Source organism: Corynebacterium sp. NML130628, assembly GCF_001875665.1.
GTDB lineage: Bacteria > Actinomycetota > Actinomycetes > Mycobacteriales > Mycobacteriaceae > Corynebacterium.
The window spans coordinates 27475-52416 of sequence record NZ_MLAL01000010.1; the positions used below are offsets into that span (position 1 = coordinate 27475).

Consider the following 24942-nt stretch of genomic DNA (forward strand, 5'->3'; position numbering starts at 1 on the left):
AGATACCGGAACCTGGTCGAGGTGGAAACCGAACTTTGGAAGCAGACCCCTCCACTGGCAATAGAAATTAAGGCAAAAACCTAGGAACAAAACCCGGAGCACTTCAGTCGCAGAGTACGCGCTCAAGAGTCAACGCCCTGCTGCTAACGGCACGCAAAGCAGAGCGTAGCTAGCAACTCTGGCGAGTACGTTCACATAAGCAAAGGCCCGCCACACGGCGGGCCTTTTACCTTAGAGGCTTACTGCGATTTACTTCGCGGCGTTGACGCGCTCCTCGAGCTTATCCAGCTGTTCGAAGATTTCCTTCGGAACGCGGTCGCCGAGGCCAGCGAAGTACTCGCGGGCATCCGCGACGTCGCCCTCCCACAGCTTCGGATCTGGGTAGAGGGCTTCCTTGACGTCCTCGATTGGCTCGTCGAGGCCCTCCAGGTCCAGGTCTTCCGCGCGGGCGGTGTAGCCGACCACGGTCTCGTCTGCGCCGACGCGACCTTCGATGCGGTCCACGATCCACTTCAGGACGCGGGAGTTCTCGCCGAAGCCTGGCCACAGGTAGCGGCCGTCCTCGCCGCGGCGGAACCAGTTCACCAGGAAGATCGCCGGCATGCGGTCGCCTCCTTCGCGACCCATGTCGATCCAGTGCTGGAAGTAGTCACCGACGTTGTAGCCCATGAACGGCAGCATGGCCATCGGGTCGTGGCGCAGGGAGCCGACCTTCGCTTCTGCGGAGGCAGCGGTCTGGCCGGAGGAGAGCATCGCACCGATCAAGGTGCCGTGCTCCCAATCGTGCGCCTGGGTGACCAGTGGCACGGTGTCCGGGCGGCGTCCGCCGAAGAGGATGGCGTCGACCTTGACACCCTTCCAATCGTCGTACTCCGGTGCTGCCGTTGGGCACTGTGCGATCGGGGTGCAGTAGCGGGAGTTCGGGTGGGCGGCCTTCTCGCCGGACTCTGGGGTCCAGTCGTTGCCGTGCCAGTCCACGAGGTGTGCTGGGGCGTCGCCGTCCATGCCTTCCCACCAGACGTCGCCGTCGTCGGTGAGGCCGACGTTGGTGAACAGGGTGTTGCCCGGCTCCATGGTCTTCATGGCGATCGGGTTGGACTTGTAGTTCGTGCCAGGTGCAACGCCGAAGAAGCCGTTTTCTGGGTTGACGGCGTAGAGGCCGTCCTCACGCAGGTGCATCCAGGCGATGTCGTCGCCGACAACCTCGGAGGTCCAGCCCTCGAGCGACGGGGTGAGCATTGCCAGGTTGGTCTTGCCACATGCGGACGGGAATGCGCCGGTGATGTGGTACACCTTGCCCTCTGGGGAGGTGAGCTTCAGGATGAGCATATGCTCAGCCATCCAGCCCTCTTCCTTCGCCATGACGGAGGCGATACGCAGGGCGAAGCACTTCTTCGCCAGGATTGCGTTGCCGCCGTAGCCGGAGCCGTAGGACCAGATTTCCTTGGTCTCTGGGAACTGGGAGATGTACTTCGTCTCATTGCATGGCCATGCGACGTCTTCCTCGCCTGGCTCGAGTGGCGCGCCGACGGAGTGGAGGCACGGTACGAACTTGTCGCCCTCGATCTTGTCCAGCGCTTCCTGGCCCATGCGGGTCATGACGCGCATGGACATGACCACGTATGCGGAGTCGGTGAGCTGTACGCCTAGCTTCGGGTCCGGGTCGCTGATTGGGCCCATGCAGAACGGCACAACGTACATGGTGCGGCCCTTCATGGAGCCGCTGAAGTGCTCGCGCATTTCCGCCTTGAGCTCGGCTGGGTCGCGCCAGTTGTTGGTTGGGCCTGCGCCGTCCTCATCTTCGGTGGCGATGAAGGTGCGGGACTCAACACGTGCGACGTCGGAAGGGTTCGAGCGTGCGAGGAAGGAGTTCGGGCGCTTCTCCTCGTTGAGCTTGATCAGCGTGCCCTTCTCTACCAGCTCGGCTGCGAGGCGGTCCCACTCTTCCTGGGATCCGTCCGCGAATACCACCTTGTCAGGATCGAAGAGGTCCACAGCCTCGTTGATCCAAGCAATGAGCTGTTCATTGTCGGTTGGTACGTTGCCTTCGATGCGCTTCACGGCAGTGGTCATAATCTCTCCTGGTCAAAATAGACAAACCTCTAGGACCTAAGCCTATCGAAATCGCGTCTGCGCTGGCCCTCGCCATATTTTTTCGACGCCCACCCCGGTCATAACCAGTGACATACTTCATAGATATGACCAAGAGTGAGCGCTGAAATAAGCCCCAAATAGGGGTGTGCCCGAACGGTGGAACGTCGATAAATATGGGGCATATGCAGCACAAACAACATTCATCCGCTGTGCAAACCCGAAAACAAACGTGACTAGCCCCACATCCACCCCTTTCCGGGGGCGGCGGACCAAATTGCATTTCACTACATGGTGTGGACAATGAACACGATGAACATGTCTGAGAATTCACGCCCTGGCGTGGGCGAACTGCCCCACGGGCGGCCCCCACAAACCGAATTTGATACCGGCCTGGACTACCCACGCCTCGGCTCGGTGACCTTCCGTCGCGGCACGCTGACGGACAACCAGGAGGCGCTCTTCGACGAGCATTGGCCGCGCTTGGGGCAGATGCTCAGCGACACTCCCATCGATGTCGACGAGTGGTTCGGTCGCACGGGCCACCCGACGATCCTCGAGATCGGCTCCGGCACCGGCACCTCCACCGCGGCGATGGCGCCGCTGGAGGCGGACACCAACGTGATCGCGGTCGAGCTGTACAAGCCGGGCCTGGCCAAGCTGCTCGGCTCCGTGGTGCGCGGCGAGATCGACAACATCCGCATGGTGCGCGGCGACGGCGTCGAGGTCCTGGCCCGCATGTTCGGCGAGGAAAGCCTCGACGGTGTGCGCATCTTCTTCCCCGACCCGTGGCCGAAAGCCCGCCACCACAAGCGCCGCATCATCCAATCGGGCACGCTGAACCTCATCGCGACGCGCCTGAAGAAAGGCGGCGTGCTGCACGTCGCCACCGACCACGCCGACTACGCCGAGTGGATCGACGAACTCGTCAACGTGGAACCCATGCTGGAATACAAGGGTTGGCCGTGGCCAGAGGCGCCGTTGCTGACAGACCGACAGGTCATCACTAAATTCGAGGGGAAAGGGTTGGAACAAGACCACACGATCCGCGAATACCTCTGGGAGAAGAAGTAAACCATGCAGGACCTGCAGGACAAGACGCACCCCTACACGCCAGGCGCAGAGCCAGGCCCCGACACCTACCTGCTCGTCTGGGACGCACCGAACCTTGACATGGGGCTCGGCGCGATCCTCGGCGGGCGGCCCTCCGGGTCGCAGCGGCCGCGTTTCGACGCCCTCGGGCACTGGCTGATCGGGCTCGCGGCGAAGGCCTCGCAGGAGACCGGCTCCACCATCGAGCCGGAAGCCACCGTGTTTACCAACGTCGCCTCCCACAACGCCGAGTCGGTCCGCCCGTGGGTGGACGCGCTGCGCAACGTGGGTTTCGCGGTCTTCGCAAAGCCGAAGACCGCTGAGGATTCGGACGTCGATCAGGACATGCTCACCCACATCCGCCGCCGTCTCGACGAGGGCGTGCTGCGCGGCGTCGTCGTCGCGTCTGCCGACGGCCAGAACTTCCAGGAGCCGCTCGAACAGCTCGCGGAGGACGGCCTGCCCGTGACCGTCATCGGGTTCCACGAGCACGCCGCGTGGGCCGTCGACTCCCCACTGCTGCGCTTCGTCGACCTCGAGGACATCCCGAACGTGTTCCTGGAGCCGCTGCCGCGCATCAACCTGGAATCCCTGCCGGACGGCGGCGCATGGCTGCAGCCGTTCCGCCCGCTGACCTCGTTGCTGCACAACACCAAGGAAAAGTAGGAGCTGGCCGTGTTTTACAGGTGGGGACATTTCGCGTACCGGCAGCGCAAAGTGCTGCCGATTGTGGTCATCGCGGTGATCGTGGTGCTGCAGGTGCTCTTCGGCTCCAAGCTGGGCGAGCGCCTCTCGCAGGAAGGCTGGGAGGACCCGCGCGCGGACTCCACCACGGCTGCCACCATCGAGAACGACACCTTCGGCCGCGACAACGCCGGTGATGTCATCCTGCTCGTCCGCGCCCCACAGGGCGTGGCGGACCCCGCCGTGTTCAACGAGGCCAACCGCCAAATCGAGGCCCTAAAAACCCAGTTCCCGGACCAGATCGACCACATCACCAGCTACTTCTCCGCGCCGAACCAGCAGCAGATCACCGAGGACGGCACGGCCGCCTTCGCCGCGATCGGCCTGGCCGGCGACGGCGAACAGACGCTGAAAGACTTCCGCGCCATCCAACCCGCGCTCAACGACATCACGCTGCCCGGCGACGCCACCGTGCAGATCGCCGGCGCCACCGCCGTCGCCGACGCGCTAGACACCGGCATGGCCAACGACATCGCCCGCGCCGAAAAAGTCGGCCTGGTGTTCGTGGCCATCATCCTGTTGTTCGTCTTCGGGGGCGTGGTCGCCGCGGCGATGCCGCTGATCGTGGGCATCCTGTCCATCATCGGCTCCCTGTCGCTGCTGTCCATCCTGGCGCAGTTCCAGCAGGTCAACATCTTCTCCCAGTCCATCATCACGCTGCTCGGCCTGGGCCTGGCCATCGACTACGGCCTGTTCATGGTCTCCCGCTTCCGCGAAGAACTCGACCGCGGCGTGAGCACCGAAGAGGCCGTCGCCGCCACCACAACCACCGCCGGCAAAACCGTGTTCTTCTCCGCACTCATGGTTGGTGTGGCACTCTCCGGCCTGCTCATGTTCCCGCAGGCCTTCCTCAAGTCCGTGGCCTACGGCGCTATCAGCGCCGTCATGCTCGCCGCGGTCATCTCCGTGACCATGCTGCCGGCGCTGTTCGGCATGCTGGGGCCCAACATCGATAAGTGGTCGGTGCGGCGGACGTCGCGAAGGGGACGTCGAATAGAAGACACCGTGTGGTACCGGCTGCCGGCGTGGGCGATGCGCAACTCGAAGAAAGTCGTCGTCGGCGCGACCGGCGCGCTGCTGCTGCTCACCGTGCCGATGGTCGGCATCACCTTCGGCGGCATCAACGAAAGCTACCTGCCACCCAACCAGGAAACGCGGCAGGCGCAGGACGCCTTCAACGAGGAGTTCCCGGCGTTTCGCACCGACCCGATCAAGCTCGTAGTCACCAACGCCACCAACGAGCAACTCGTGGACGTGGTCCTGCAGTCCCGCGAAGTCACCGGCCTAGCCAAGCCGCTCTCCCCATCCCAGGCGACGAAGGACGGCACCACGGTGCTCTCCGCGCCGCTGGCGGACCGCAACGGCGGCCAAGCAGTCGTGGACCAGCTGCGCGCCATCGAGGGGCCAGAGGGCGTCGGCGTCTACATCGCGGGCACCCCGGCCATGGAGGTCGAATCCATCGAGGCTCTTTTGGAGCGGCTGCCCTGGATGGCGCTCTACATGGTGCTGGCCACGTTCCTGCTGATGGCGCTACTGTTCGGATCGCTGATCCTGCCGGCGAAGGCCGTCATCATGAACGTGCTCGGCATCGGCGCAACCCTCGGGTTCCTCACCCTCGTCTTCGTTGACGGCGTCGGCTCCGGCCTGCTCAACTTCACCCCAGGCCCGCTGATGAGCCCGGTGCTGGTGCTCATCATCGCGATCCTCTACGGCCTGTCCACCGACTACGAAGTCTTCCTCGTCTCCCGCATGGTCGAGGCCCGCCACAACCGCGCCACCACCGACCAGTCCATCAAGTACGGCACGGCGCACACCGGCGGCATCATCACCGCGGCCGCCGCCATCATGATCGTGGTCGCCGCAGCCTTCGCCATGAGCGACATCGTCATGATGAAGTACATCGCGTTCGGCATGATCGTCTCCCTGGCCCTCGACGCCACCATCATCCGCCTGCTCATCGTGCCGTCCGTCATGCACCTGTTGCGCGAGGACAACTGGTGGGCACCACGCTGGGTCAAGCGCGCCTACCGCAGCCTCGGCGAAGGCTCCAGCTCCGTCCCGCTTGTCGACGCCCCCTCCGACCCCGCCCACACCCCCGTCGACGAAGCGATCGCCCTCGACCCGTCCCCCGCCCGGGCAGGCAGGACCGTCAACGAGGATGCCGACCTTATCCCCTTCACGGAACTGATGCAGGAACTCGAGACCCGCCGGGCGCTCGAGCAGCTCAAGAAGCGTGAACTTGAACGCTAAGTGGCTGCGCTGGACAGCACCCGTCGTCATCCTGATTGTCGGCCTGGTGCTGTTTCGCGACCGCCTCCCCTTCCTCGGCGAAGCCTGGACCACGCTGCGCCGCGCCGACCTGCTGCCGCTGTTCGGGGCCGTGGTCACCGCGTTCGGCGCCATCGCCGCCATGGCCGCCGTGATGCTAGTACTCCTCAACATCGAAGGACGCATCGCCGACCTGCGCGGCTGTATGAACATCACGCTCGCCTCTAACGCCTGGTCCACCACCGTCCCCGGCGGCCCGGCGCTCTCCGCGTGGCTGACCTTCCGCGTCCACCAGTCCTGGGGCGCCTCCACCGGCCTGTGTGCCTGGTTCTTCGTGGTCTCCGGGGCGTTGTCAACTGTGTGGATGGCGCTCATCGGCATCAGCGCCGTCGTCTTCATGGGCGCGAAACTGTCTGTGTGGGCCCTGGCCGGATCGCTCGCGGGGACCGCGGCCGTCGTCGGCGGCCTCTACTGGGCCACCCGCAACCCCGCCGTACTGAAGCGCTGGTTGCGCTGCCTTCCCGAGCGTGTCGCTACCAAAGCCAGCGGCGTTGTCGACCAAGTCGCCGCCATCCAAATGTCACGCCGCCGCTTCACCGCCGCCGCCGCATTCTCCCTGCTCAACCAAATCCTCGACCTGGCCGTGCTCTACTTCTGCGCCTGGTCCGTCCTCGGCACCGCCCCAGGTTTCGAGCCCGGCCTCAACCAAACCTCCGCAATGGGCATCACCCTCGCGTTCATCATGACCAAACTCGCCGGCGCCGCCCAAGTCACCCCCGGCGGCGTGGGCACCGTGGAGGCCATCCTCGCCGGCTCCCTGGTCACCGTCGGCCTCACCCTTGTCGACGCCACCGCCGTCACCGTCCTCTACCGACTCATCTCCTTCGCCCTCATCACCGCCATCGGCTGGGTCATCCACGTGGCCATGTACGCCGGGCGCGGCTACATGCTGGGCAAGGCGTGAGGTCGGCCCTGGCCTGGCCCGGCCCGGTCTGGCCCGGTCGCCCCGAAAAAGTTCCCCGGCTCACCCCCTCGGCGTCGTAGTCGACCTCCCCGCCGACCGCACTGGCCAGATACGACATATACCCGGGTACCAGGGGTACGACGCACGGGGAGGCGAACGAGATCAGACCGGCAGCTGCCGCGGCCAGGATGCCGAAACACCGAGGAAGATCATCAGTGGCCCGGTGAGTGGTCTGCAGCGACTCTGCCTACCTCGACACTCAACCCTGCTGTGGGCGTTACTCGTAGCGAAGCGAGCTGAACATCCCGGTTTCCATGTGATAGGCGTTATGGCAGTGAAATGCCCACTCACCGGGGTTGTCAGCGATCAGGTCGGCGATCATGGTTTCACCGTGGCGGAGAAGGACGGTGTCCTTGCGCAGCCCGCCGCTGCCGGGCAGCGCCCACGTGTGTCCGTGGATGTGCATGGGATGGGGCATCATGGTCCTGTTGCGCATGACCATCCGCAGGCGCTGGCCCTCCTGCACGGTCGCGGAGGAGGATTGGCCGTCGGTGAGAATGCTCCATTCATACGGCATCATCTGCCCGCCCAGGTCGATGCCAACTTCTCGGTCTGGTGTGCCCTCGGGCAGGAGTGCACGGTCTGCAGGCTTCAGAGAGGACAGGAGCAGTCCGGCGGACGACAACTCGGGGAAGTCGACATCGGGGCGGGGGGCCTGGCCGCCGGCGGTGCGGATGACGGCGAAGGCGCGGTCGTCCTTACCCACCGCCAAAGCCGTGAGCGGGAAGACGCCGTCGTCGAGGATGACCTCGACGTCGACACGCTCGCCCATCGACAGGTAGATCGATTCGGTCTCCCTGGGCTGGACAGGGAAGCCGTCGGTGTGGGTGACGGTCATGCGGTGACCACCGAGGGCCACCTTGAAGATGGTGTCACCGCCGGAGTTGATAAACCGCAGGCGGGCCTTATCGCCCGGGCGAGCCTCGAAGGTCCGGTGAGCGCGGGGGATACGTCCGTTGATGAGGTAGTGCGGATACATCACATCGCCGGCATCCCCGCCCAGTACCCGGTCCGGGGTGCCGTGCATCATGTGGCCGTGACCTCCCATTCCCATCCTCCCGTTATGGTCGCCCGAACCCATTCCGGTGAGCTTATCGAGCTCATCGTCGGGAGTGCCCTGAATACCATCGACCCAGTCGTCGAGCACGATGGTCCACTCGACGTCCTGGTCCTCAGTGTCTTGAGGGTCACGGATGATCAGTGGGGCGTGGAGGCCGCGATCAAGCTGCAGGCCGGTGTGTGAATGGTAGAAATAGGTGCCACCGTGGGGGACTTCAAAAACATAGGAGAAAGACTCGCCAGGTTCAATGGGGTCCTGGGTCATGCCGGGCACACCGTCGGCTGCGTTGTGGAGTGCGATGCCATGCCAGTGGATGGAGGTGCTCTCAGGCAATTCATTGGTGATATCGACCTGGAGGACGTCGCCGGCGGTGGCCTCAATGGCCGCATCCCCGGTGTCAGAGACGTATCCCCACGTCTTGGTCTCGATGCCGCCGATATCCAGGGAGAGGGGCCGGGCGGTCAGTGTCCGCCGCACCGTCGGCTCACCGAGCGCAGTGGGAGTGGGGCGAAGGGAGGAACCTGGTGCCGAGGCAGCGGGTCCAGGGTCGCTGGTGCAGGCGGCCACGGCCCCGGTGCCGGCGAGGACGAGCCCGCCGAGCAGAAACTGTCGTCGGGAAAACGCGTTCGTCATGATTTAACCTTCCTGGTGTAAGAATTCAGTGACACGGAGAGACAGGCGCAGGTGAGGACCCTGCTGAGCCATCACGAAAGGCGCAGGTCTGTGACACAGGTGGCACCGTCGTCGGTGGTGGAAAACTCCGTGGTGCCGGTACGCCCCTGGTAGCTGACCTCAATCAGGCCGGTGACATCATCGGGAAGCCAGAAGCCAATAAACCCGTTGTCGAAAGTGGTTGTCTCCTCGTCCACCAGCACCTCACCGGTCGTCTCATCGGTGATCTTGACCTGGATATCCTCATTGCTGAGTTCCCCCACGCAGGTCGTGAGGCTGTGGTAGAAGCAGTCGTGGGTGGAGTTGAGATAGGGTGCGATCGAGACATACGTCTGATTGTCGGGAAGATCGACCACGACTTCCTGGTCACCGCTCGAGAGCAGCAGTTCATCGGCACGCACTGAGGCGATCAGATCCGTGGGGCGCTCAGTGACCTTCTGCCGGTCGAGGTGATCAATGATCTCCACCGCGTCCATGCCGGCCAGGCCATGGGTAGTCAGGAATGTATCTTGGGACACCGTCCCGTCGGCCGTGGGTTCCGGGTCGGCGGCCGTGGGTTCCGGGTCGGCGGCCGTGGGTTCCGGGTCGGCGGTCGAACACCCCGTGAGGGCGAGGGCAAGGGCGGCGGCTGCGATCGCTGCTCGTTTCACGTCAATCTCCTTGGATCGTGGTAACACTGTGAGAAGACACCGCCTCAAGGTCGGTGCCATACCGTTATCTTGCACGGGTGCCTGACGGAGTAGAAATCAAAAACCCTGCTCACAGCCTTATAACAGGGCGAAAAAGGGGTGAATTCAGTGGGCTGGGTCACCACCGGGACACCACCCCACAGCCGTGGGCTATGTCCTTCTACCCGCCCCGGGTATGCGGTGCAGGCAGTGAAATCCCTGGTGGTGCCTGCTGAACCGACCAGGGGAGGCGATGCCGCCGGCCCGGGGTGGGGCACAGGGGTGACGGCGATCGAAGAGTGATGTTTGAAGATTTGATGAAGATTCCCCGCCGGGCACTGAGTAAGGGTGGTATTCCCCCCTGGCCGGAGCGATACTGGGGTCTATGGCTGACCACACACCGACCACCGCCACGCCCCCGGGGCGGGTGCTGGTCGTCGATGATGAACAACCCCTGGCTCAGATGGTGGCCTCCTACCTCATCCGGGCAGGCTTCGATACCCGCCAGGCGCACACCGGCACCCAGGCCGTGGACGAGGCCCGTCGCTTTTCCCCCGATGTTGTGGTGCTGGATCTGGGGCTGCCCGAACTCGACGGCCTGGAGGTATGCCGACGGATCCGCACCTTCTCGGACTGCTACATCCTCATGCTCACCGCGCGTGGCAGCGAGGACGACAAGATCAGCGGTTTGACCCTGGGGGCGGATGACTACATCACCAAACCTTTTAGCATCCGGGAACTGGTGACCCGAGTGCATGCGGTGCTGCGCCGCCCGCGCACCAGCACCACCCCACCGCAGGTGACCACCCCCTTGATCGTTGGTGACCTCATCCTTGACCCCGTCGCCCATCAGGTGCGGGTGGGGGAGACGACCGTGGAGCTCACCCGCACGGAGTTCGAGCTGCTGGTTGCCCTGGCCCTGCGCCCCGGCCAGGCGCTGACCCGCCACGACCTGGTCACCGAGGTCTGGGACACCACCTGGGTCGGTGATGAACGCATCGTCGATGTGCACATCGGCAACTTGCGTCGCAAGCTCGGCACCGACACCCGAGGCCGGGGGTTTATCGACACCGTGCGTGGCGTGGGCTACCGGATGGGGCAGCCATGAATCACGGACCCGGCCTGACCTTCCGCTTCCTGGCCGCCCAGGTGTTGGTCGTGGTGATTAGCCTGCTGGTGGCCGCGGCCGTGGCCACGACGGTGGGCCCGACCCTGTTCCATGATCATATGTTGATGGCTGGCCGGGAGGACCCCTCGCTGGAGCTGTTCCATGCCGAGCAGGCCTACCGGGACGCCAACCTGATCACCCTGGCCGTCGCCCTGCCCACTGCCTTGATCAGCGCCCTACTAGCCAGCCTATGGTTATCGCGTCGTCTGCGCACCCCCCTGCAGGATCTCACCCGCGCCGCTACCAGCCTGGCGGCCGGTAACTCCCGTACCCGCGTGCCCGCCGGAGAAGCAGGCCCCGAGGTCGCCACCCTGGCGCATGCCTTCAACACCATGGCCGACCGGCTGGAACACACCGAACAGGTCCGCCGCCAGATGCTCTCTGATCTGGCCCACGAAATGGGCACCCCCTTATCGGTACTCACGGTCTACCTCGATGGTCTCCAGGACGGGGTCGTGGACTGGGATAATGCCAACCACACGATCATGGCTGACCAACTCACCCGCCTGACCCGGTTGATGGAAGACATTGACGATGTCTCCCGGGCCCAGGAACACCGGATCGATTTGGACCTGGCGGAGGAAGGGCTCGGGGATCTGCTCCATACCGCCGCTGCTGCCGCGGGGGAAGCTTATGCTGACAAAGGCGTCGATTTACAAGTCGAGACCATTACGGACACCGCCCGGGTGCTCGTGGACCGGCAACGCTTCGGCCAGGTGATGAGCAATCTCCTGTCCAACGCGCTACGGCACACCCCGGCCGGCGGGCAGGTCCGGATCAGCGTTCAGCGCCAGGGGGCGTCCACCGCGCTCATCCACGTCGCCGATGACGGCGAGGGAATCCCACCTAGCCAGCTCGGACACATCTTCGAACGCTTCTACCGGGGGGATGCCGCTCGCAGCCGGGACAACGGCGGGTCCGGTATCGGTCTGACCATCTCCAAGGCCTTGATCGAGGCCCACGGCGGCACTCTCACCGCCACCTCCCCCGGACCTGGTCGCGGAGCGGTGTTTACCCTCCGCCTCCCGCTGTCCCCTCCCGACAGTGAGGAGGCTGCTCGGTGACCACACCCTGCCCCGCCTCTTGCCGATGGCCTCCCACGGCCGCAGCTGTTGCGGACCTGCCTCACATGCCGACACCGTCTCCATCCCTGCCGCCAGCAACTCGTCAGCAGGAGGGTCCTCCCTTAGCTACCAGGTCACCGGTCTGACCTGCGGGCACTGCACGAAAAGTGTGACCCAGGCCCTTCAAGCCCTCCCCCAGGTCAACGACGTCTAGATCGATCTCGCTGCTGGTGGTGTCTCCGCCGTCACGGTCACCGGTGTCGTACCTCCGGAGATGGTTCGCCGGGCCATCGAGGAAGCCGGCTACGCCGTCTTATCCTGATCAGTTTTACCCATCATCTCGACCCCGACCGGGTTGAGCGAAAGGAACGTCATGAACACTCCCAACCATTCCGGTGATCACCATGGTGATCACCCCGCTCCGGAAACAGACCACACCTACCACCCGGATCATGCCAGCCACGAACACCACGCAGATGCCGACACCCACGGCCAGGCGACACCCCACGATCACCCGCACTCCGCCCTGGACGAAGACCACCACGTCCATGGTCACGGCGAACACGCCGGACACAGCACCGCAATGTTTCGGGACCGCTTCTGGTGGTCGTTGATTCTGTCCATTCCCGTCGTTATTTTCAGCCCCATGGTCGCCCAACTGCTCGGCTACCACCTCCCGGCATTCCCTGGATCCACCTGGATCCCTCCGGTGCTGGGCACGATCATCTTCGTCTACGGCGGAATGCCTTTCCTCAAGGGCGGATGGAAAGAACTGAAATCCCGCCAACCCGGGATGATGCTCCTGATCGCCATGGCCATCACCGTGGCGTTTGTCGCCTCCTGGGTCACCACTCTGGGGCTGGGTGGTTTTGACCTGGACTTCTGGTGGGAGCTGGCCCTGCTGGTGACCATCATGCTGCTGGGCCACTGGCTGGAGATGCGCGCTCTCGGGGCAGCGTCCTCCGCGCTTGACGCGCTGGCGGCCCTGCTGCCGGATGAGGCCGAGAAAGTCATCGACGGGACCACACACACCGTGGCCATCTCCGAGCTGGTCGCCGACGACGTCGTGCTGGTGAGGGCCGGTGCCCGGGTGCCGGCCGACGGAACCATCCTCGACGGAGCCGCCGAATTCGATGAGGCGATGATCACCGGCGAATCCCGTCCCGTCTTCCGCGACACCGGCGACAAGGTGGTCGCCGGTACCGTGGCCACTGACAACACCGTCCGCATCCGGGTGGAGGCTACCGGCGGGGACACCGCCCTGGCCGGGATCCAACGCATGGTTGCCGACGCCCAGGAGTCCTCCTCTCGGGCCCAGGCCCTGGCGGATCGGGCGGCGGCATTGTTGTTCTGGTTCGCGCTGATCTCCGCTCTGATCACCGCGGTGGTGTGGACCATCATCGGCAGCCCGGACGATGCTGTGGTGCGCACGGTCACGGTGCTGGTCATCGCCTGCCCGCACGCCTTGGGCCTGGCGATTCCGCTAGTCATTGCGATCTCCAGCGAGCGGGCCGCGAAATCCGGGGTGCTCATCAAGGACCGGATGGCGCTCGAGCGGATGCGCACCATCGACGTGGTGCTCTTTGACAAAACCGGCACCCTGACCGAAGGTGCGCACGCGGTCACCGGTGTCGCAGCAGCTGTCGGCGTCACCGAGGGCGAGCTGCTGGCCCTGGCCGCCGCCGCGGAGGCCGACAGCGAGCACCCCGTGGCCCGCGCCATCGTGGAGGCCGCGGCCGCCCATCCCGAGGCCTCCCGTCGGCAAATCCGTGCAACTGGTTTCAGCGCCGCCTCCGGCCGCGGGGTCCGGGCCACTGTCGATGGCGCTGAGATCCTCGTGGGCGGGCCGAACATGCTGCGCGAGTTCAACCTCACCACCCCGGCCGAGCTCACCGACACCACCAGCGCCTGGACCGAGCGTGGGGCTGGTGTGCTCCATATTGTCCGCGACGGTCAGATCATCGGTGCGGTGGCCGTCGAGGACAAGATCCGCCCCGAATCTCGCGCCGCCGTGAAAGCCCTGCAGGACCGCGGGGTGAAGGTTGCGATGATCACCGGCGACGCCCAGCAGGTGGCCCAGGCGGTTGGCCAGGACCTGGGGATCGATGAGGTCTTCGCCGAGGTCCTGCCCCAGGACAAAGACACCAAGGTCATGCAGCTGCAGGACCGGGGTTTGAGCGTGGCCATGGTCGGTGACGGTGTCAATGACGCCCCCGCTCTGACTCGCGCGGAGGTCGGTATCGCCATCGGTGCCGGCACGGATGTGGCCATGGAATCTGCCGGGGTGGTCCTAGCCAGTGATGACCCGCGGGCAGTGCTGTCGATGATTGAGCTCTCCCAGGCCAGCTACCGCAAGATGATCCAGAACCTGGTCTGGGCCTCTGGCTACAACATCCTCGCCGTGCCGCTGGCCGCCGGCGTGCTCGCACCGATCGGGTTCGTGTTGTCCCCGGCCGTGGGTGCGATCTTAATGTCCGCCTCGACCATCGTGGTGGCCCTGAACGCCCAGCTGTTGCGCCGTATCGATCTGGATCCGGCTCACCTGGCTCCGACCGAGTCGAAGGAGGAACACACCACGCCTACTCCGGCATCCACCGCCGTCCACTGATCCACCACTTCTCTCCACTGCCTCCATATGGCCCTGAAAGACCCCACCATGAGGCGCACCCCCTGTTCTTTCCGCTCTCGCCGTGGCCTCCGCCCCGGCGCTAGCCGCCTTCGGTGAGGCCCCCGAGTCAGGCAACACCGATGCCACCACCTCGGCCATCAACACTGCGACGACTGAGGCGGACCGGGAGATCTCCGCCGATCACGACGACACGGACATCGTGTTTGCCCAGGGGGTTATTGACGCCCAGGGACCGGAGATTGACCGGATGAACGCCATGCTCGGGGCCTGGGGCCCGCAGCCACTCCCTCGGGAGGATTACTACAATCCTATTGCTACACTTTGCGGATTTACCGGGGATGGCAGGTTGAAAACGCAAATTTGTTCACAAATTCGCTAAGCGGGTTTTGCGAGACCTAGCGCCTCAGATCACCTCACACCACCAGCTTCTCCGCGCCGCCGGGCACCGCGTTAGACTGTCTGGCATGATCAAAAAACCGTATGCAATTGCTGCTGACTACGTTGCCATCGCCGCGTTCGCGCTGCTCGCGCGCATCGCGCACCAGACCGAAGAGATGCCGCTGAACTTCTTCGGCTGGTTGGAAACCTTCCTGCCGTTCGCGACTGGGCTGGGGCTGGCGTGGCTGGCCACCCGCAAGGACAAGGGGTGGCTGATCTGGCTCATCACGATCGTGGTCGGACTGATCATCTGGGGCTTCTACCGCCACAAGTTGCCGCATTACTCGTTCGTGATCGTGGCGAGCAGCATGTCGGCGCTGCTCATGCTCGGATGGCGCGGTGCAGCGAAACTGATTCTGAAGCGGCGTTAGCTCGACAGCCAACCCATGTTGGCCAGGAAGTCGCCGCCTTGGAGGGCGTAGATCATCCACACGAGGTGGTTGATGATGTCACCGGCGAGGTCGAATGCAGAGGAAAGCAAAATTCTTCTCCTTGTGTGTTTTAGAGGGGACTGATGGTGTGTTTCTTCGGCAGGTCTTGCTCTTGTTTGGTGGCAAGTTGTCGAAGGGCGCGTCGTAACGAGAGGCGGGTTTGGGACGGCTCGATCATTGAGTCGATGAACCCGCGTTCGGCTGCGACGTATGGGGAGGTCATGGTTTCGTCGTAGAAGTCCATGAACATTTTCTTCATCGCTTCGCGTTGGGCGGGCTCCTCGATGGCGGCGAGCTGCTTGCCTTGGATCATGACGACGGCGGCGGAGGAGCCCATGACGGCGATTTGCGCGGTCGGCCAGGCGAGGTTGATGTCGCCGGTGAGGTTCTTGGAACCCATGACGGCATAGGCGCCGCCGTATGCTTTGCGCACGATGAGGGTGACCTTCGGCACGGTGGCCTCGACGACGGCGAATGCTAGTTTGGCACCGCGGTGGATGAGGCCTTCGCGCTCCTGGTCGACGCCAGGCAGGTAGCCTGGCGTGTCCACGACGAAGACGAGGGGGATGTTGTAGGCGTCGCAGGTGCGGATGAAGCGCGCGCCTTTGTCAGCGGCGTCGGCGTCGATGCATCCGGCCTGGTACATGGGGTTGTTGGCAACGAAGCCGACGGTGCGGCCGTCGATGCGGCCAAAGGCGCAGATGAGGTTTTCGGCGTAGCCGGCTTGGATTTCGACGAGGTTGTCGTCGTCGCCGAGTTGCACGAGAAGGTCCATCATGTCATAGCCGGCGTTGGTGTCGTCGGGCATGAAGGTGTCGAGGGCGGAGTCGTCGAGGTCGTCGTCCTCGGGGGCCCATTCGACGGGGGCTGGGTCGAAGGTGGACGTCGGCAGGTGGGCGAGGAGGTCGCGGACATAATCGAAGGCTTCTTCTTCGGAGCCGACGACGGCCTGGATGTTGCCGGACTGCTCCTGCACTCGGGCGCCGCCGAGTTCGGCGGAGGTGATGTCCTCGCCGGTGACTTCGCGGATGACGTTGGGGCCGGTGACGTACATTTCGGACTGGCCGTCGACAGCGACGACGAAGTCGGTGGTCACGGGGGCGTAGACGGCGCCGCCGGCGGATTTGCCCAGCATGATGGAGATCTGCGGGCTGCGGCCGGACAGCGGTAGCTGGCGGCGGGCGATCTCGGAGTACATGGCGAGCGACGTCACGGCGTCCTGGATGCGGGCGCCGCCGGAGTCCTGGATGCCGATGACGGGGCAACCAATCTTGATGGCGAACTCCATCACCTCGACGACTTTGCGGCCGAAGGTGACGCCGACGGAGCCGCCGTAGACGGTTTTGTCGTGGGCGTAGATGGCGATGGGGCGGCCGTCGATACGTCCGTAGCCGGTGACGACGCCGTCGGAGTAGACGGCTTTGTCGTCGCCGGGGGTGCGGGCCAGGGCGCCGATCTCGACGAAGGAGCCTTCGTCGAGAAGCGCGGCGATGCGCTGGCGCGGGGTGGTGTTCCCGGCGTCGTCGCGGCGCTTCCGCGAGCGCTCGGAACCGGGGTCCTGCGCTTTTTCTAGACGTGCACGCAGGTCAGCGAGCTTTTCTGCGCTAGTTGCCATTCTCAATCCATTCGTTCATGTGCTTGCCCACGATGCCAACCGCGGGCTCGTCGACTACTGCCAAATGGTCGCCCGGCAGGTGGACGATCGTCAAATCCTTCACGATAGCGCCCCAGCCGCCGTCCTCGTCAATGTGGGCATAGGCCGGCTCGAGGGTGATCGCGCCGTCGTGCATGCGCTCGGCGCGGAACAGCAGCACCGGCACCTGAACGTCTGCCCAGCGGGCGAAGTCGAGGCGGTTGAGGATCTGGTTATCGACGAAGGAGGCGCGCTGGTGCTCCAGCACACCGGCGGCGAGTCCGTGTTCGGAGGCGTCGGTGGTGGCGAGGAACTCGGCCAGCATGTTGAGGACCGCGTCCTCCCCCGCTGTCTCAAGTAGGTCGAAGGGCACCGGGAAGTCGAGTCCGTAGGTGTCCTTGGCGAACTTGGCGTAGCGCTCCCAACGCGCCTTGGTTTCTTCCGGGGTGTCGGGGGCGGGTTCGGACGGTTGGGTGGTGTCCAGCAGCGCGATGTAGGCGATGCGGTCGTTGCCCAGCTGGTGCGCTACCTCGTAGGCGAGTGCGCCGCCGAAGGACCAGCCGGCGAGCACGACCTTGCCTTCGGGCGCGATGCGGTTGATGTCTTCCACGTAGGCCGCTGCACGCTCCTCCAGGGTGCCTTCAAGTCGCTCGACGCCGTACACCGCGACGTCGTCCGCTAGTCGACGAGCCAACGGCTGGTACACCGCACTGGACCCACCGGCGGGGTGGAACACGAACACGGGCGGCTTGGTGGTGTGCTCTGGCTGCTGCAGCACGCGGATGTTGCCTTCGACCTCGGTTTCGAGGCCCTCGCGCACGATGTCGGCGAGCGGCTCGAGCGTTTCGGCGTCCTTGACTTGCTCGGCAGTCACGGTGATACCGGAGCGCTCACTGAGGTGGTTGGCGATGGCCTCGGCCTGCGCGTCGTCGATGGCGGGCAGTTCGGAGGTCACGCCTGCGGCGGCGGTGCCGGTGAACTTGGCCCACGCGCCGAAGACCATGCGCTCCGAGGCGTCGCGCGGTGCGACGCCGACACCCTGGGCGCCCTCCGCCTTCTCTGCGGGTGCGGCGGGATCGACAGGCTCAGAGACGGCATCAGCAGCCTCGGACTGCACCCCGGCGACCGCGTCCTCGACGATGCGGATGACGTCGGCGACGGAGGCGTCGCGAAGCGTTTGTACCGGCAGCGGCGGAATCTGGAAGTCGTTCTCCACGCGGTTCTTGATACGCATGCCCATCAGGGAGTCCAGGCCGAGGTCGATGAGCGGCAGCTCGTCGGGCAGGTCTTCGGCGTCGTAGCCCATGGACTCGGACACGATGGAGCGCAGCCGCTGGGCGACGGACTCGCCGGAGTTCGGGTCCCAGCGGATGGCGTCGACGTCGGCGAGCTCGTCCACGGACGGCGCGGCGTCACCAGCGACGTCAGGCTTTGAGTCCTCCTCAACAGCGCCACCAAGGTCGAGCGCGGTAGCGAAACCCTCCGCCAGCAGGGTGTCCTCGTGGAAGACTTTCACGCTCACCCCGCCAAGCGAGGTCGCCGCGATGGTGGTCACGTCGCCCTCGGCAGGCAGCACGCCGTGATCCTCGTAGGCCACTACCCGGGAGCCGGGCAGGACTTCGGCGGCGACGGCGTCGATAATCTGGTGCGGGCTAAACAGTGTGTCCGCGGCCGTCGAGTACGCGACCTGGCCCTCCGGCAGGCGCACCTTCGCACCGAGCAGCGAGGTGTGCGCGGAGGCGGGACGCGCGTCGGTCCAGAATTCGGAGCGCTTGAACTGGGTCAGTGGGGCGTCGATACGCGGGCCGCGGCCGTAGAACGCGGTGAAGTCGACGGCGGTGCCGGTGACGTACAGCTTCGCCGCGAGGTCCAGGATGGACTCCACCTCGTCGACCTTGCGCTTGCACGTGAACAGCAGCTGCGCGTCTGGCTTGCCTGAGGCGAACGCGGTGTTCATCAGGCCCATGATCGCCACGGGGTTCGGCGCGACCTCCACGAGCGTGGTGTAGCCCTCGGCGAAGGCGGTCTCGGTGGCCTGCTGGATGTAGACCGGCTGGCGCGTCATGCGCAGGAAGTATTCGTCGGTGTGCACGACCTGGCCCGGCTGGTACACAACGCGCTCGTCGACGCTGCTCAGCAGCGGGATCCGCAGCGGGTGCGCCTCAATGCCGGCGATCTGTGCGGCCAAATCACCCAGGATCGGGTCGAGCGCACTCGTGTGCCCGGCGCCGCGCACGCGCATCAGTCGCGCGAACTTACCTTCTGCTTCCAGCTTTTCGACGAGCCCCTTCACCGCACCAACGGGGCCGCCGACGGTGAGCATGCCCGGTCCGGCGAACACGGCCGCTTCAACGCCCGTACCCACCAATTGATCGGCGCTCAATTCGACGACGGCCATGGCGCCCTCGGCGTCAGTATCGGCGGTGAGCGCTTCGCCCTCACCCATCAGGCGGGCGCGGTGGCACGCAATCACCATCGCATCCTTCGCAGTGATGCCGCCGGAGGCGTAGCCCGCGGCGATCTCGCCCATGGACATGCCCATCACGGCTGCCGGGCGGATACCGGCGGCGTCCAGCATGTCGGTCAGCGCGATCTGGTAGGCGGTCACCGCGACTTGGCCGGTCTCGGTGCCGTAGGTCAGCCCGTCGTCCTCGATGATCTCGATGATGGACCACCCGGCCTCGAACTGGACGATGGAGTCCAGCTCTCGCATCCGCTGCGCGAACAGCGGCGAGGAATCCATGAGTCGCTTCGCCATCTTGCGGTGCTGAGAGCCGAAGCCGGAGTAGACGAAGACCGGGCCGAGCGCGTTCGGCGAATCCGCCACCGCGATACCGGGGCCGATCTTGCCCTCAGCGACCTGGCGCAGCCTCTTTACCGCCTCCTCGGTCGTGGCGGCGGTGACTACCGCGGCCGAACGGCCGTGGTTACGCAGCGCCAAGGACCGCGCAATGGGAATGAGGTCTGCGTCGGGGCGCCCCTCCAGCGCGTCGGCAAGCTCGGCTGCCGCGGACTTGCGCCGCGAGGTCAACAGGCCGCTGACGGGTAGGGCGGCCGTCGATACGCCGGTGAGCGCCTCGGGGCGCTGCGGTGCTGCCTCGTAGTCGGCCGGGTCGAACTCCTTGACCACGACGTGCGCGTTCGTGCCGCCGAAGCCGAAGCCGGAGACACCCGCCACGCGCTGGCCGGAGTACTGCGGCCACTCGCGCGGGTCCTCAACGACCTCGAGGTTGTTGGCGTCGAAGTCGACGTAGCGGTTCGGACCGGCGAAGTTCGCCATGGCCGGGATCGTGTCGTGCTGCAGAGCTTGGACGACCTTGATCAGCGCGGCCACGCCCGCGGCGGACTCCGAGTGCCCGATATTGGACTTCGCGGAACCGAGCAGCAGCGGTTGGCCGGCCTCGCGCCCGGCGCCGCAGACCTGACCCAGCGCGGTGGCCTCGATCGGGTCGCCGAGGATGGTGCCGGTGCCGTGGGCCTCCACGAGGTCAACCGTGCGCGGGTCCACGCCCGCGTCGGCGTAGGCCTGCTGCAGCACGTCCACCTGGGCCTCTGGGTTCGGGGCGGTCAGGCCGTTGGAGTGGCCATCCGAGTTGGTAGCGCTGCCCTTGATCACGGCGAGGATGTCGTCGCCGTCGGCGATGGCGTCCTCCACACGCTTGAGCACGATGAACCCGGCAGCCTCCGAGCGGACGATGCCGTCCGCGTCGTCAGAGAATGCGTGGATCTTCCCGGAGGGCGAAATCACGCCCAGCTCCGAGAACATCAGGGAAGCAAACGGGTTGGCCAAGATGTTCACGCCGCCGGCAAGGGCGACGTCGGCTTCGCCGTCGCGAAGCGCACGTACCGCGTGGTGTACCGACACCAGCGAGGAAGAGCAGGCCGTGTCCACGTTCATGGACGGGCCACGGAAGTCGAAGGCGTAGGAGATCCGGTTCGGGATCACCGCGCTCGACGCGCCGGTCAGCGCGTACGGGTGCGCCTGCGCCGGGTCGGCGCCCATGAGCATGCCGTAGTCGTTATTCGAGGACCCGACGAACACGCCCACGCGCTGCCCACGCAGCGAGTCGGCGGGGATGTGGGCGTCCTCAAGCGCCTCCCAGGCGACCTCCAGCATGATGCGCTGCTGCGGGTCGATGTTCTTCGCCTCCAGCGGGGACAGGCCGAAGAACTCGTTGTCGAAGGCTGCGATGTCGTCGAGGTAGCCGCCGTCGGTAGCTTCTTCGCGCATCTTGGTGCGCAGGAACGGATCCGAGTTGTACTCGTCCCAGCGACCCTCCGGCAGCGGGCCTGTGGTGACCTCGCCGGAGGCGAGCAGCTCCCAGTACTCGTCCACGTTGTTCGCGCCCGGGAACCGCCCGGCCGTGCCGACGATGGCGATGTCGTGGCCCTTCGCCTCCACGTCGCGGCCGGTGGCGACGACGTTCGACGCCGCCGGGGCGTCCGCAGTCAGCGCGTGGGCCAAGGCAGCGACCGTCTGGTACTGGTAGGCCACAGTGGGGTCGATGCGTCGGCCCAGGAGCTTCTCCAGTTCCCCGGAAAGCACCACTGCGTCGCGGGAGGAGAGCCCGTAGGACTCAAACGGAGTGGTGGCGTCAACGCTTTCCACTCCGGTCGTCTCCGCAACCCGCTGCTGCAGCCACTGGATCAATGCATTCTCACTCATAGCATCCAACCCTATCGGTCGTGCCTTTCTTTTCGTTATCAGCCTTGGTACTTCTTCGCGTTGACCTGGCGCGCAATCTTGCCCGAGGAGGAACGCGCGATCTGGTTCGGCGCGTAGAAGCGGATGTCTGCGGGCGCCAGGCCGTGCTTCGCGGTCACGGCGGAGCGGATCGCGGCGATGGCGTCGGCGTCGCCATCCGGGGTGGCGGTGTCCGCGCGCTCTACCAGCAGCACCAGCTTTTCGACGTCCTCCCCCGGCACCGCAAACGCAGCCACCGAATCTCTACGCACGTGTTCGCTGGCTTCCATGACGGTGGCCTCGATGTCTTGCGGGTAGTGGTTGCGGCCGGCGACCACGATCAGGTCCTTGACGCGGCCGGTGATGTAGAGGTGGCCGTCGAGAAGCGTGCCGAGGTCCCCTGTTGCCAGCCAGCCGTCTTTCGGCAGCCCGTCCTGGCGTGTGGCGCCGATGGTGTTGCCGAAGGTGTCGGCGGTGTCGCGCTCGCGGTCCTGGTAGCCGAGGGCGATGTTCGGGCCGTGGGCCCACAGCTCGCCGATGGTGCCCGGCGCGACCTCGTCGTGGGTCTGCGGGTCGACGACGGCGAAGCGCATCCAGGGCACCGGCTGGCCGTTGGAGGCCATCGCGACGCCGTCCTCGGCCTCCGCCGCCTCCACCGCGACGCCCTCAGTGAGCTTGTCGCGGTCGAGGGTGACGAACTTCGGGCGCTCCGGTGTCTGCGGGGTGGACACCAGCAGGGTCGCCTCCGCGAGCCCGTAGGAGGGGCGCATCGCTTTGCGGTCCAGGTTGAAGCCCTCGTAGGCGTCGATGAAGGAATCGACGCTCGTCTTCGTCACCGGTTCCGAACCGATGACGAGCGCCTCCAGGACGGACAGGTCCAGATCCTGCGGTGCGTGCTGCGCCACGCGGGCGCACAGCTCGAGCGCGAAGTTGGGCGCCGCGGTGAAGACGTGGATGTCCTCCGGGTCGCCCTCGCAGCGGCCGAGGCGTTCCACCCAGCGCATCGGCTGCTGGATGAAGTCGCGCGGGGTGAATAGCTCGAACTCGCTGCCGAGGATGATCAGCATCATCGAGATGATGATGCCCATGTCGTGGTGCAGTGGCAGCCAGCACGGCACGCGCATCGGCTGTTGCAACTTCGCCGCCGTGTAGATCTGGATGACGTTGGACACGATGGACTCGTTGGTGAGCATCACGCCGGCCGGGTTGCGGGTGGAGCCGGAGGTGTACTGCAGGAAGGACACATGGTCCGACGTATCGACGTCCCCCTCCGCCTGCCCGGCGACCCAGCTGGCAGCGAGCGTGTCCGGCAGCGCGTCGACCGCGATGATGCGCGGGCGCTCCTTGCCCGGCAGCTCCGCGAAGAAGGCGCGCACCGCTGGCGCGCCCTGCTTGTTGGTGAGCACCACGTTTGCCTCGGCGTCGGCGAGGACGGCACGCAGGTGGCCTTCGTGGCCTGGCTCGGTCGGGTCGTAGAGCGGCACCGGGATCTGGCCGGCGTACATGGCGCCCATGAACCCGAAGATGTACTCGGGGCAGTTGCCCGCCAGGATGGCCACGCGGTCCCCCGGCGCGCCGATCTGCTGCAGGCGCGCCGCCACCGACTTGATCCGCGTGTTCACTTCCGCGCGCGTGAACGTGCGCGGCGCCCCGTCCGGGTCCACGGAGTAGTCCCACGAGCGGATATTGATGGTGTCTGTCGCACCGGCTTGTGCCGCCGCCCCGTAGAGCATCTCGGTCAGGGCCGGGATGGTGAAGTTCGGCGGGAGTTTGATCTGGCCGGTTTCGTCAATAAACCGCTGAATCAGTGCTTGGAGATCCATGGGCACTCCTTGTCGTCAGGTCCTAGAAAGTAGTTAGTTTCTAGTAAGAATCAATTACGGACATTGCCCAATCTACAGCCCATTGCGGCGTAGTGGTACCCGGAATCACATCCGGGTTCGTGGCATACATCGCGTGATTGCCGTTGGCCAGCAACAACGCACTCGCGCGGTCCACCGCATTTCCGATATCCTGCGGCGCGTCACAGATGGAATCATTCGGCGCACAAATCTCATACGCGCGGTCAGCCACCTGGCCGAAGCCACCCTGCCGCGCACCGGTCATCGTTGCGCCTGGCGTCGCCGCGCTCACAACCATCTGCAGCGGGCGCAGCGCAATCTCAGCGCCAACACCGCTCAGCTCAACACCAGGGTTCACGCCGACGCCGTTCTCACGACGCCCGTCCGCAATCATCAACGAGCCCAGCAGGCGCTCCGGCGGCAACGCGTGCGTCCCCGCGCCAATCTGGTTCGTAATATCGCCCGCAATCACCGCGCCCTGCGAGAACCCTGCCACAATGAACTTCGTCGACGGACACTGCTCCGCCACGAACGCAATCTCGCCGTTCGCGCGCGCCGTGCCCTCAGCGCGGGACTCGTCGTAGCTCATCTCGTTGCGGCCCTGCGGAGTCTGGATGTTCCGGAACTGTGCCGTGTACGGCACCGTGAACACGCGCACCTGGTCAATCGAGTAGCGCTCCTGCAGCGGGTTCGTAATCGACAGCATAAAGCTGTTCGGGTTCGCCTGCGGGGCGAAGGGGTCGTCGTCAATTGACGATTCCCACGTGCCCGGAATCGAGACGAACTCCACCGCCGGGCACCAATCTGGCTCCTGGCGAGCCTCCGTCGAAGTACCCGGCTCACTGGGCTCGACAACGCGCGGGCCGTCCTGGTTCTTCAACCACTGGAACACCCCCAACCCAATCGCCGCGAGCACCACAATAACCGCAGCTACAACGCCTGCTCTGCGCATACTACTCCCTTACTTGCACAGCTTGGACTGCGCGGTTTCAGTAATCAGCGTCGCCACAGCGTTCGCATCCAGATCGGTGCGGCGCTGCTCGACCAACTGCCCCGCGACCGCATCGCGCGTCACGGAGTCACCATTGCACACCGTCGCGCCCGTCGCCGTCAACTGATCCTCGACACCCTTCACGTTCACGCCGCTTTGCTGCAGCTTGTCGAGGAACTCCCGCTCCTGCGGGCTAAACGTCGGCGCCTGCTCCGGAATTGAGGTCACCTCGCGCGCCGGCTGATCCGCCGGGCCCGAGTTTTTCGACGTCGGCGCCGCGCTCCCAGACGTCGTCGGCTTCGCAGAACCAGAAGCCGACGCTGTCGGGGGCGCCTGCGTCCCCTGCGTCGCCGTCACGTCATCGCTTTCCACCGTCGTGCCACCGCAGGCCGCCAGGCCCAACGCGAGGCAGAGGCTTGCGCTCGTCAGCAGTCGCTTCATCGA

General features: G+C 65.4%; 17 protein-coding genes and 2 pseudogenes. 10 read left to right on the top strand and 9 right to left on the bottom strand.

The features are described from left to right. Positions 1–249: 249 nt before the first annotated feature. Entirely contained in the window at positions 250–2073 is a 1824-nt protein-coding gene (locus tag BJP07_RS01425) for a phosphoenolpyruvate carboxykinase (GTP) (RefSeq protein WP_071565717.1), read from the bottom strand. Between the two features lie 330 nt (positions 2074–2403). Between BJP07_RS01425 and trmB the strand changes: the two genes are divergently transcribed. Genes trmB through BJP07_RS01445 form a run of 4 tightly spaced genes read left to right on the top strand, consistent with a single transcriptional unit; the run spans position 2404 to position 7159 of the window. Beyond that, positions 2404–3165, top strand: coding sequence for a tRNA (guanosine(46)-N7)-methyltransferase TrmB (trmB, locus tag BJP07_RS01430; protein ID WP_071565744.1), 762 nt, complete (start codon positions 2404–2406; stop codon positions 3163–3165). Positions 3166–3168: 3 nt separating this feature from the next. Further along, the gene (locus BJP07_RS01435) at positions 3169–3849 is read left to right on the top strand and encodes an NYN domain-containing protein (RefSeq protein WP_071565718.1); all 681 of its coding nucleotides are present in this window, start codon (positions 3169–3171) and stop codon (positions 3847–3849) included. A gap of 9 nt (positions 3850–3858) precedes the next feature. Continuing rightward, the gene (locus BJP07_RS01440; protein ID WP_071565719.1) at positions 3859–6177 is read left to right on the top strand and encodes an MMPL family transporter; all 2319 of its coding nucleotides are present in this window, start codon (positions 3859–3861) and stop codon (positions 6175–6177) included. Next, positions 6161–7159 carry a YbhN family protein gene (locus tag BJP07_RS01445; protein WP_255365890.1) on the top strand — a complete coding sequence of 333 codons (999 nt, stop codon included), beginning with the start codon at positions 6161–6163 and terminating at the stop codon, positions 7157–7159. Before BJP07_RS01440 ends, BJP07_RS01445 begins: the two co-directional genes overlap by 17 nt. A 64-nt stretch (positions 7160–7223) precedes the next feature. Here BJP07_RS01445 and BJP07_RS10945 read toward each other — a convergent pair. The 3 genes and pseudogenes from BJP07_RS10945 to BJP07_RS01460 form a co-directional block, all read right to left on the bottom strand. Further along, a pseudogene (locus BJP07_RS10945) lies at positions 7224–7397 on the bottom strand (cytochrome c biogenesis protein CcdA); the annotation flags it as partial. A 39-nt stretch (positions 7398–7436) separates the two neighbouring features. Beyond that, complete coding sequence (locus BJP07_RS01455) at positions 7437–8912, bottom strand: multicopper oxidase family protein (RefSeq protein WP_071565720.1); 1476 nt, start codon at positions 8910–8912, stop codon at positions 7437–7439. 71 nt (positions 8913–8983) lie between these two features. After that, complete coding sequence (locus tag BJP07_RS01460; protein ID WP_071565721.1) at positions 8984–9601, bottom strand: CueP family metal-binding protein; 618 nt, start codon at positions 9599–9601, stop codon at positions 8984–8986. Between the two features lie 403 nt (positions 9602–10004). Here BJP07_RS01460 and BJP07_RS01465 point away from each other — a divergent pair, with 403 nt between their 5' ends. The 6 genes and pseudogenes from BJP07_RS01465 (at position 10005) to BJP07_RS01490 (ending at position 15289) form a co-directional block, all read left to right on the top strand. Next, the gene (locus BJP07_RS01465) at positions 10005–10727 is read left to right on the top strand and encodes a response regulator transcription factor (RefSeq protein WP_071565722.1); all 723 of its coding nucleotides are present in this window, start codon (positions 10005–10007) and stop codon (positions 10725–10727) included. Further along, positions 10724–11851, top strand: coding sequence for a cell wall metabolism sensor histidine kinase WalK (locus BJP07_RS01470; RefSeq protein WP_071565723.1), 1128 nt, complete (start codon positions 10724–10726; stop codon positions 11849–11851). The genes BJP07_RS01465 and BJP07_RS01470 overlap by 4 nt, the downstream gene beginning before the upstream one ends. A 25-nt stretch (positions 11852–11876) precedes the next feature. Further along, positions 11877–12173 (top strand): annotated as a pseudogene (locus tag BJP07_RS01475) (heavy-metal-associated domain-containing protein). A 51-nt stretch (positions 12174–12224) separates the two neighbouring features. Further along, the gene (locus tag BJP07_RS01480; protein WP_071565724.1) at positions 12225–14459 is read left to right on the top strand and encodes a copper-translocating P-type ATPase; all 2235 of its coding nucleotides are present in this window, start codon (positions 12225–12227) and stop codon (positions 14457–14459) included. Positions 14460–14541: 82 nt separating this feature from the next. After that, on the top strand, positions 14542–14859 hold the full coding sequence (locus BJP07_RS11390; RefSeq protein ID WP_255365891.1) for a hypothetical protein: 318 nt from the start codon (positions 14542–14544) through the stop codon (positions 14857–14859). Positions 14860–14944: 85 nt separating this feature from the next. Then, on the top strand, positions 14945–15289 hold the full coding sequence (locus BJP07_RS01490; protein ID WP_071565725.1) for a DUF3054 domain-containing protein: 345 nt from the start codon (positions 14945–14947) through the stop codon (positions 15287–15289). Between the two features lie 130 nt (positions 15290–15419). Here the strand turns inward: BJP07_RS01490 and BJP07_RS01495 are convergent, their stop codons facing one another. From BJP07_RS01495 to BJP07_RS01515, 5 genes are read right to left on the bottom strand one after another with little or no spacing between them, the layout of a single operon-like run. After that, a complete protein-coding gene (locus BJP07_RS01495; protein WP_071565726.1) occupies positions 15420–16964 on the bottom strand; it encodes an acyl-CoA carboxylase subunit beta in 1545 nt (514 codons plus the stop codon). Next, positions 16954–21648 (bottom strand): type I polyketide synthase, encoded by a 4695-nt coding sequence (locus BJP07_RS01500; RefSeq protein WP_071565727.1) that lies wholly within the window; start codon positions 21646–21648, stop codon positions 16954–16956. Before BJP07_RS01500 ends, BJP07_RS01495 begins: the two co-directional genes overlap by 11 nt. Positions 21649–21686: 38 nt before the next feature. After that, positions 21687–23489, bottom strand: coding sequence for a FadD32-like long-chain-fatty-acid--AMP ligase (locus tag BJP07_RS01505; protein WP_071565728.1), 1803 nt, complete (start codon positions 23487–23489; stop codon positions 21687–21689). Between the two features lie 40 nt (positions 23490–23529). Further along, the gene (locus tag BJP07_RS01510) at positions 23530–24459 is read right to left on the bottom strand and encodes a cutinase family protein (protein WP_071565729.1); all 930 of its coding nucleotides are present in this window, start codon (positions 24457–24459) and stop codon (positions 23530–23532) included. Positions 24460–24468: 9 nt separating this feature from the next. Then, positions 24469–24939, bottom strand: coding sequence for a DUF732 domain-containing protein (locus tag BJP07_RS01515; RefSeq protein ID WP_071565730.1), 471 nt, complete (start codon positions 24937–24939; stop codon positions 24469–24471). Between the last annotated feature and the right edge of the window lie 3 nt (positions 24940–24942).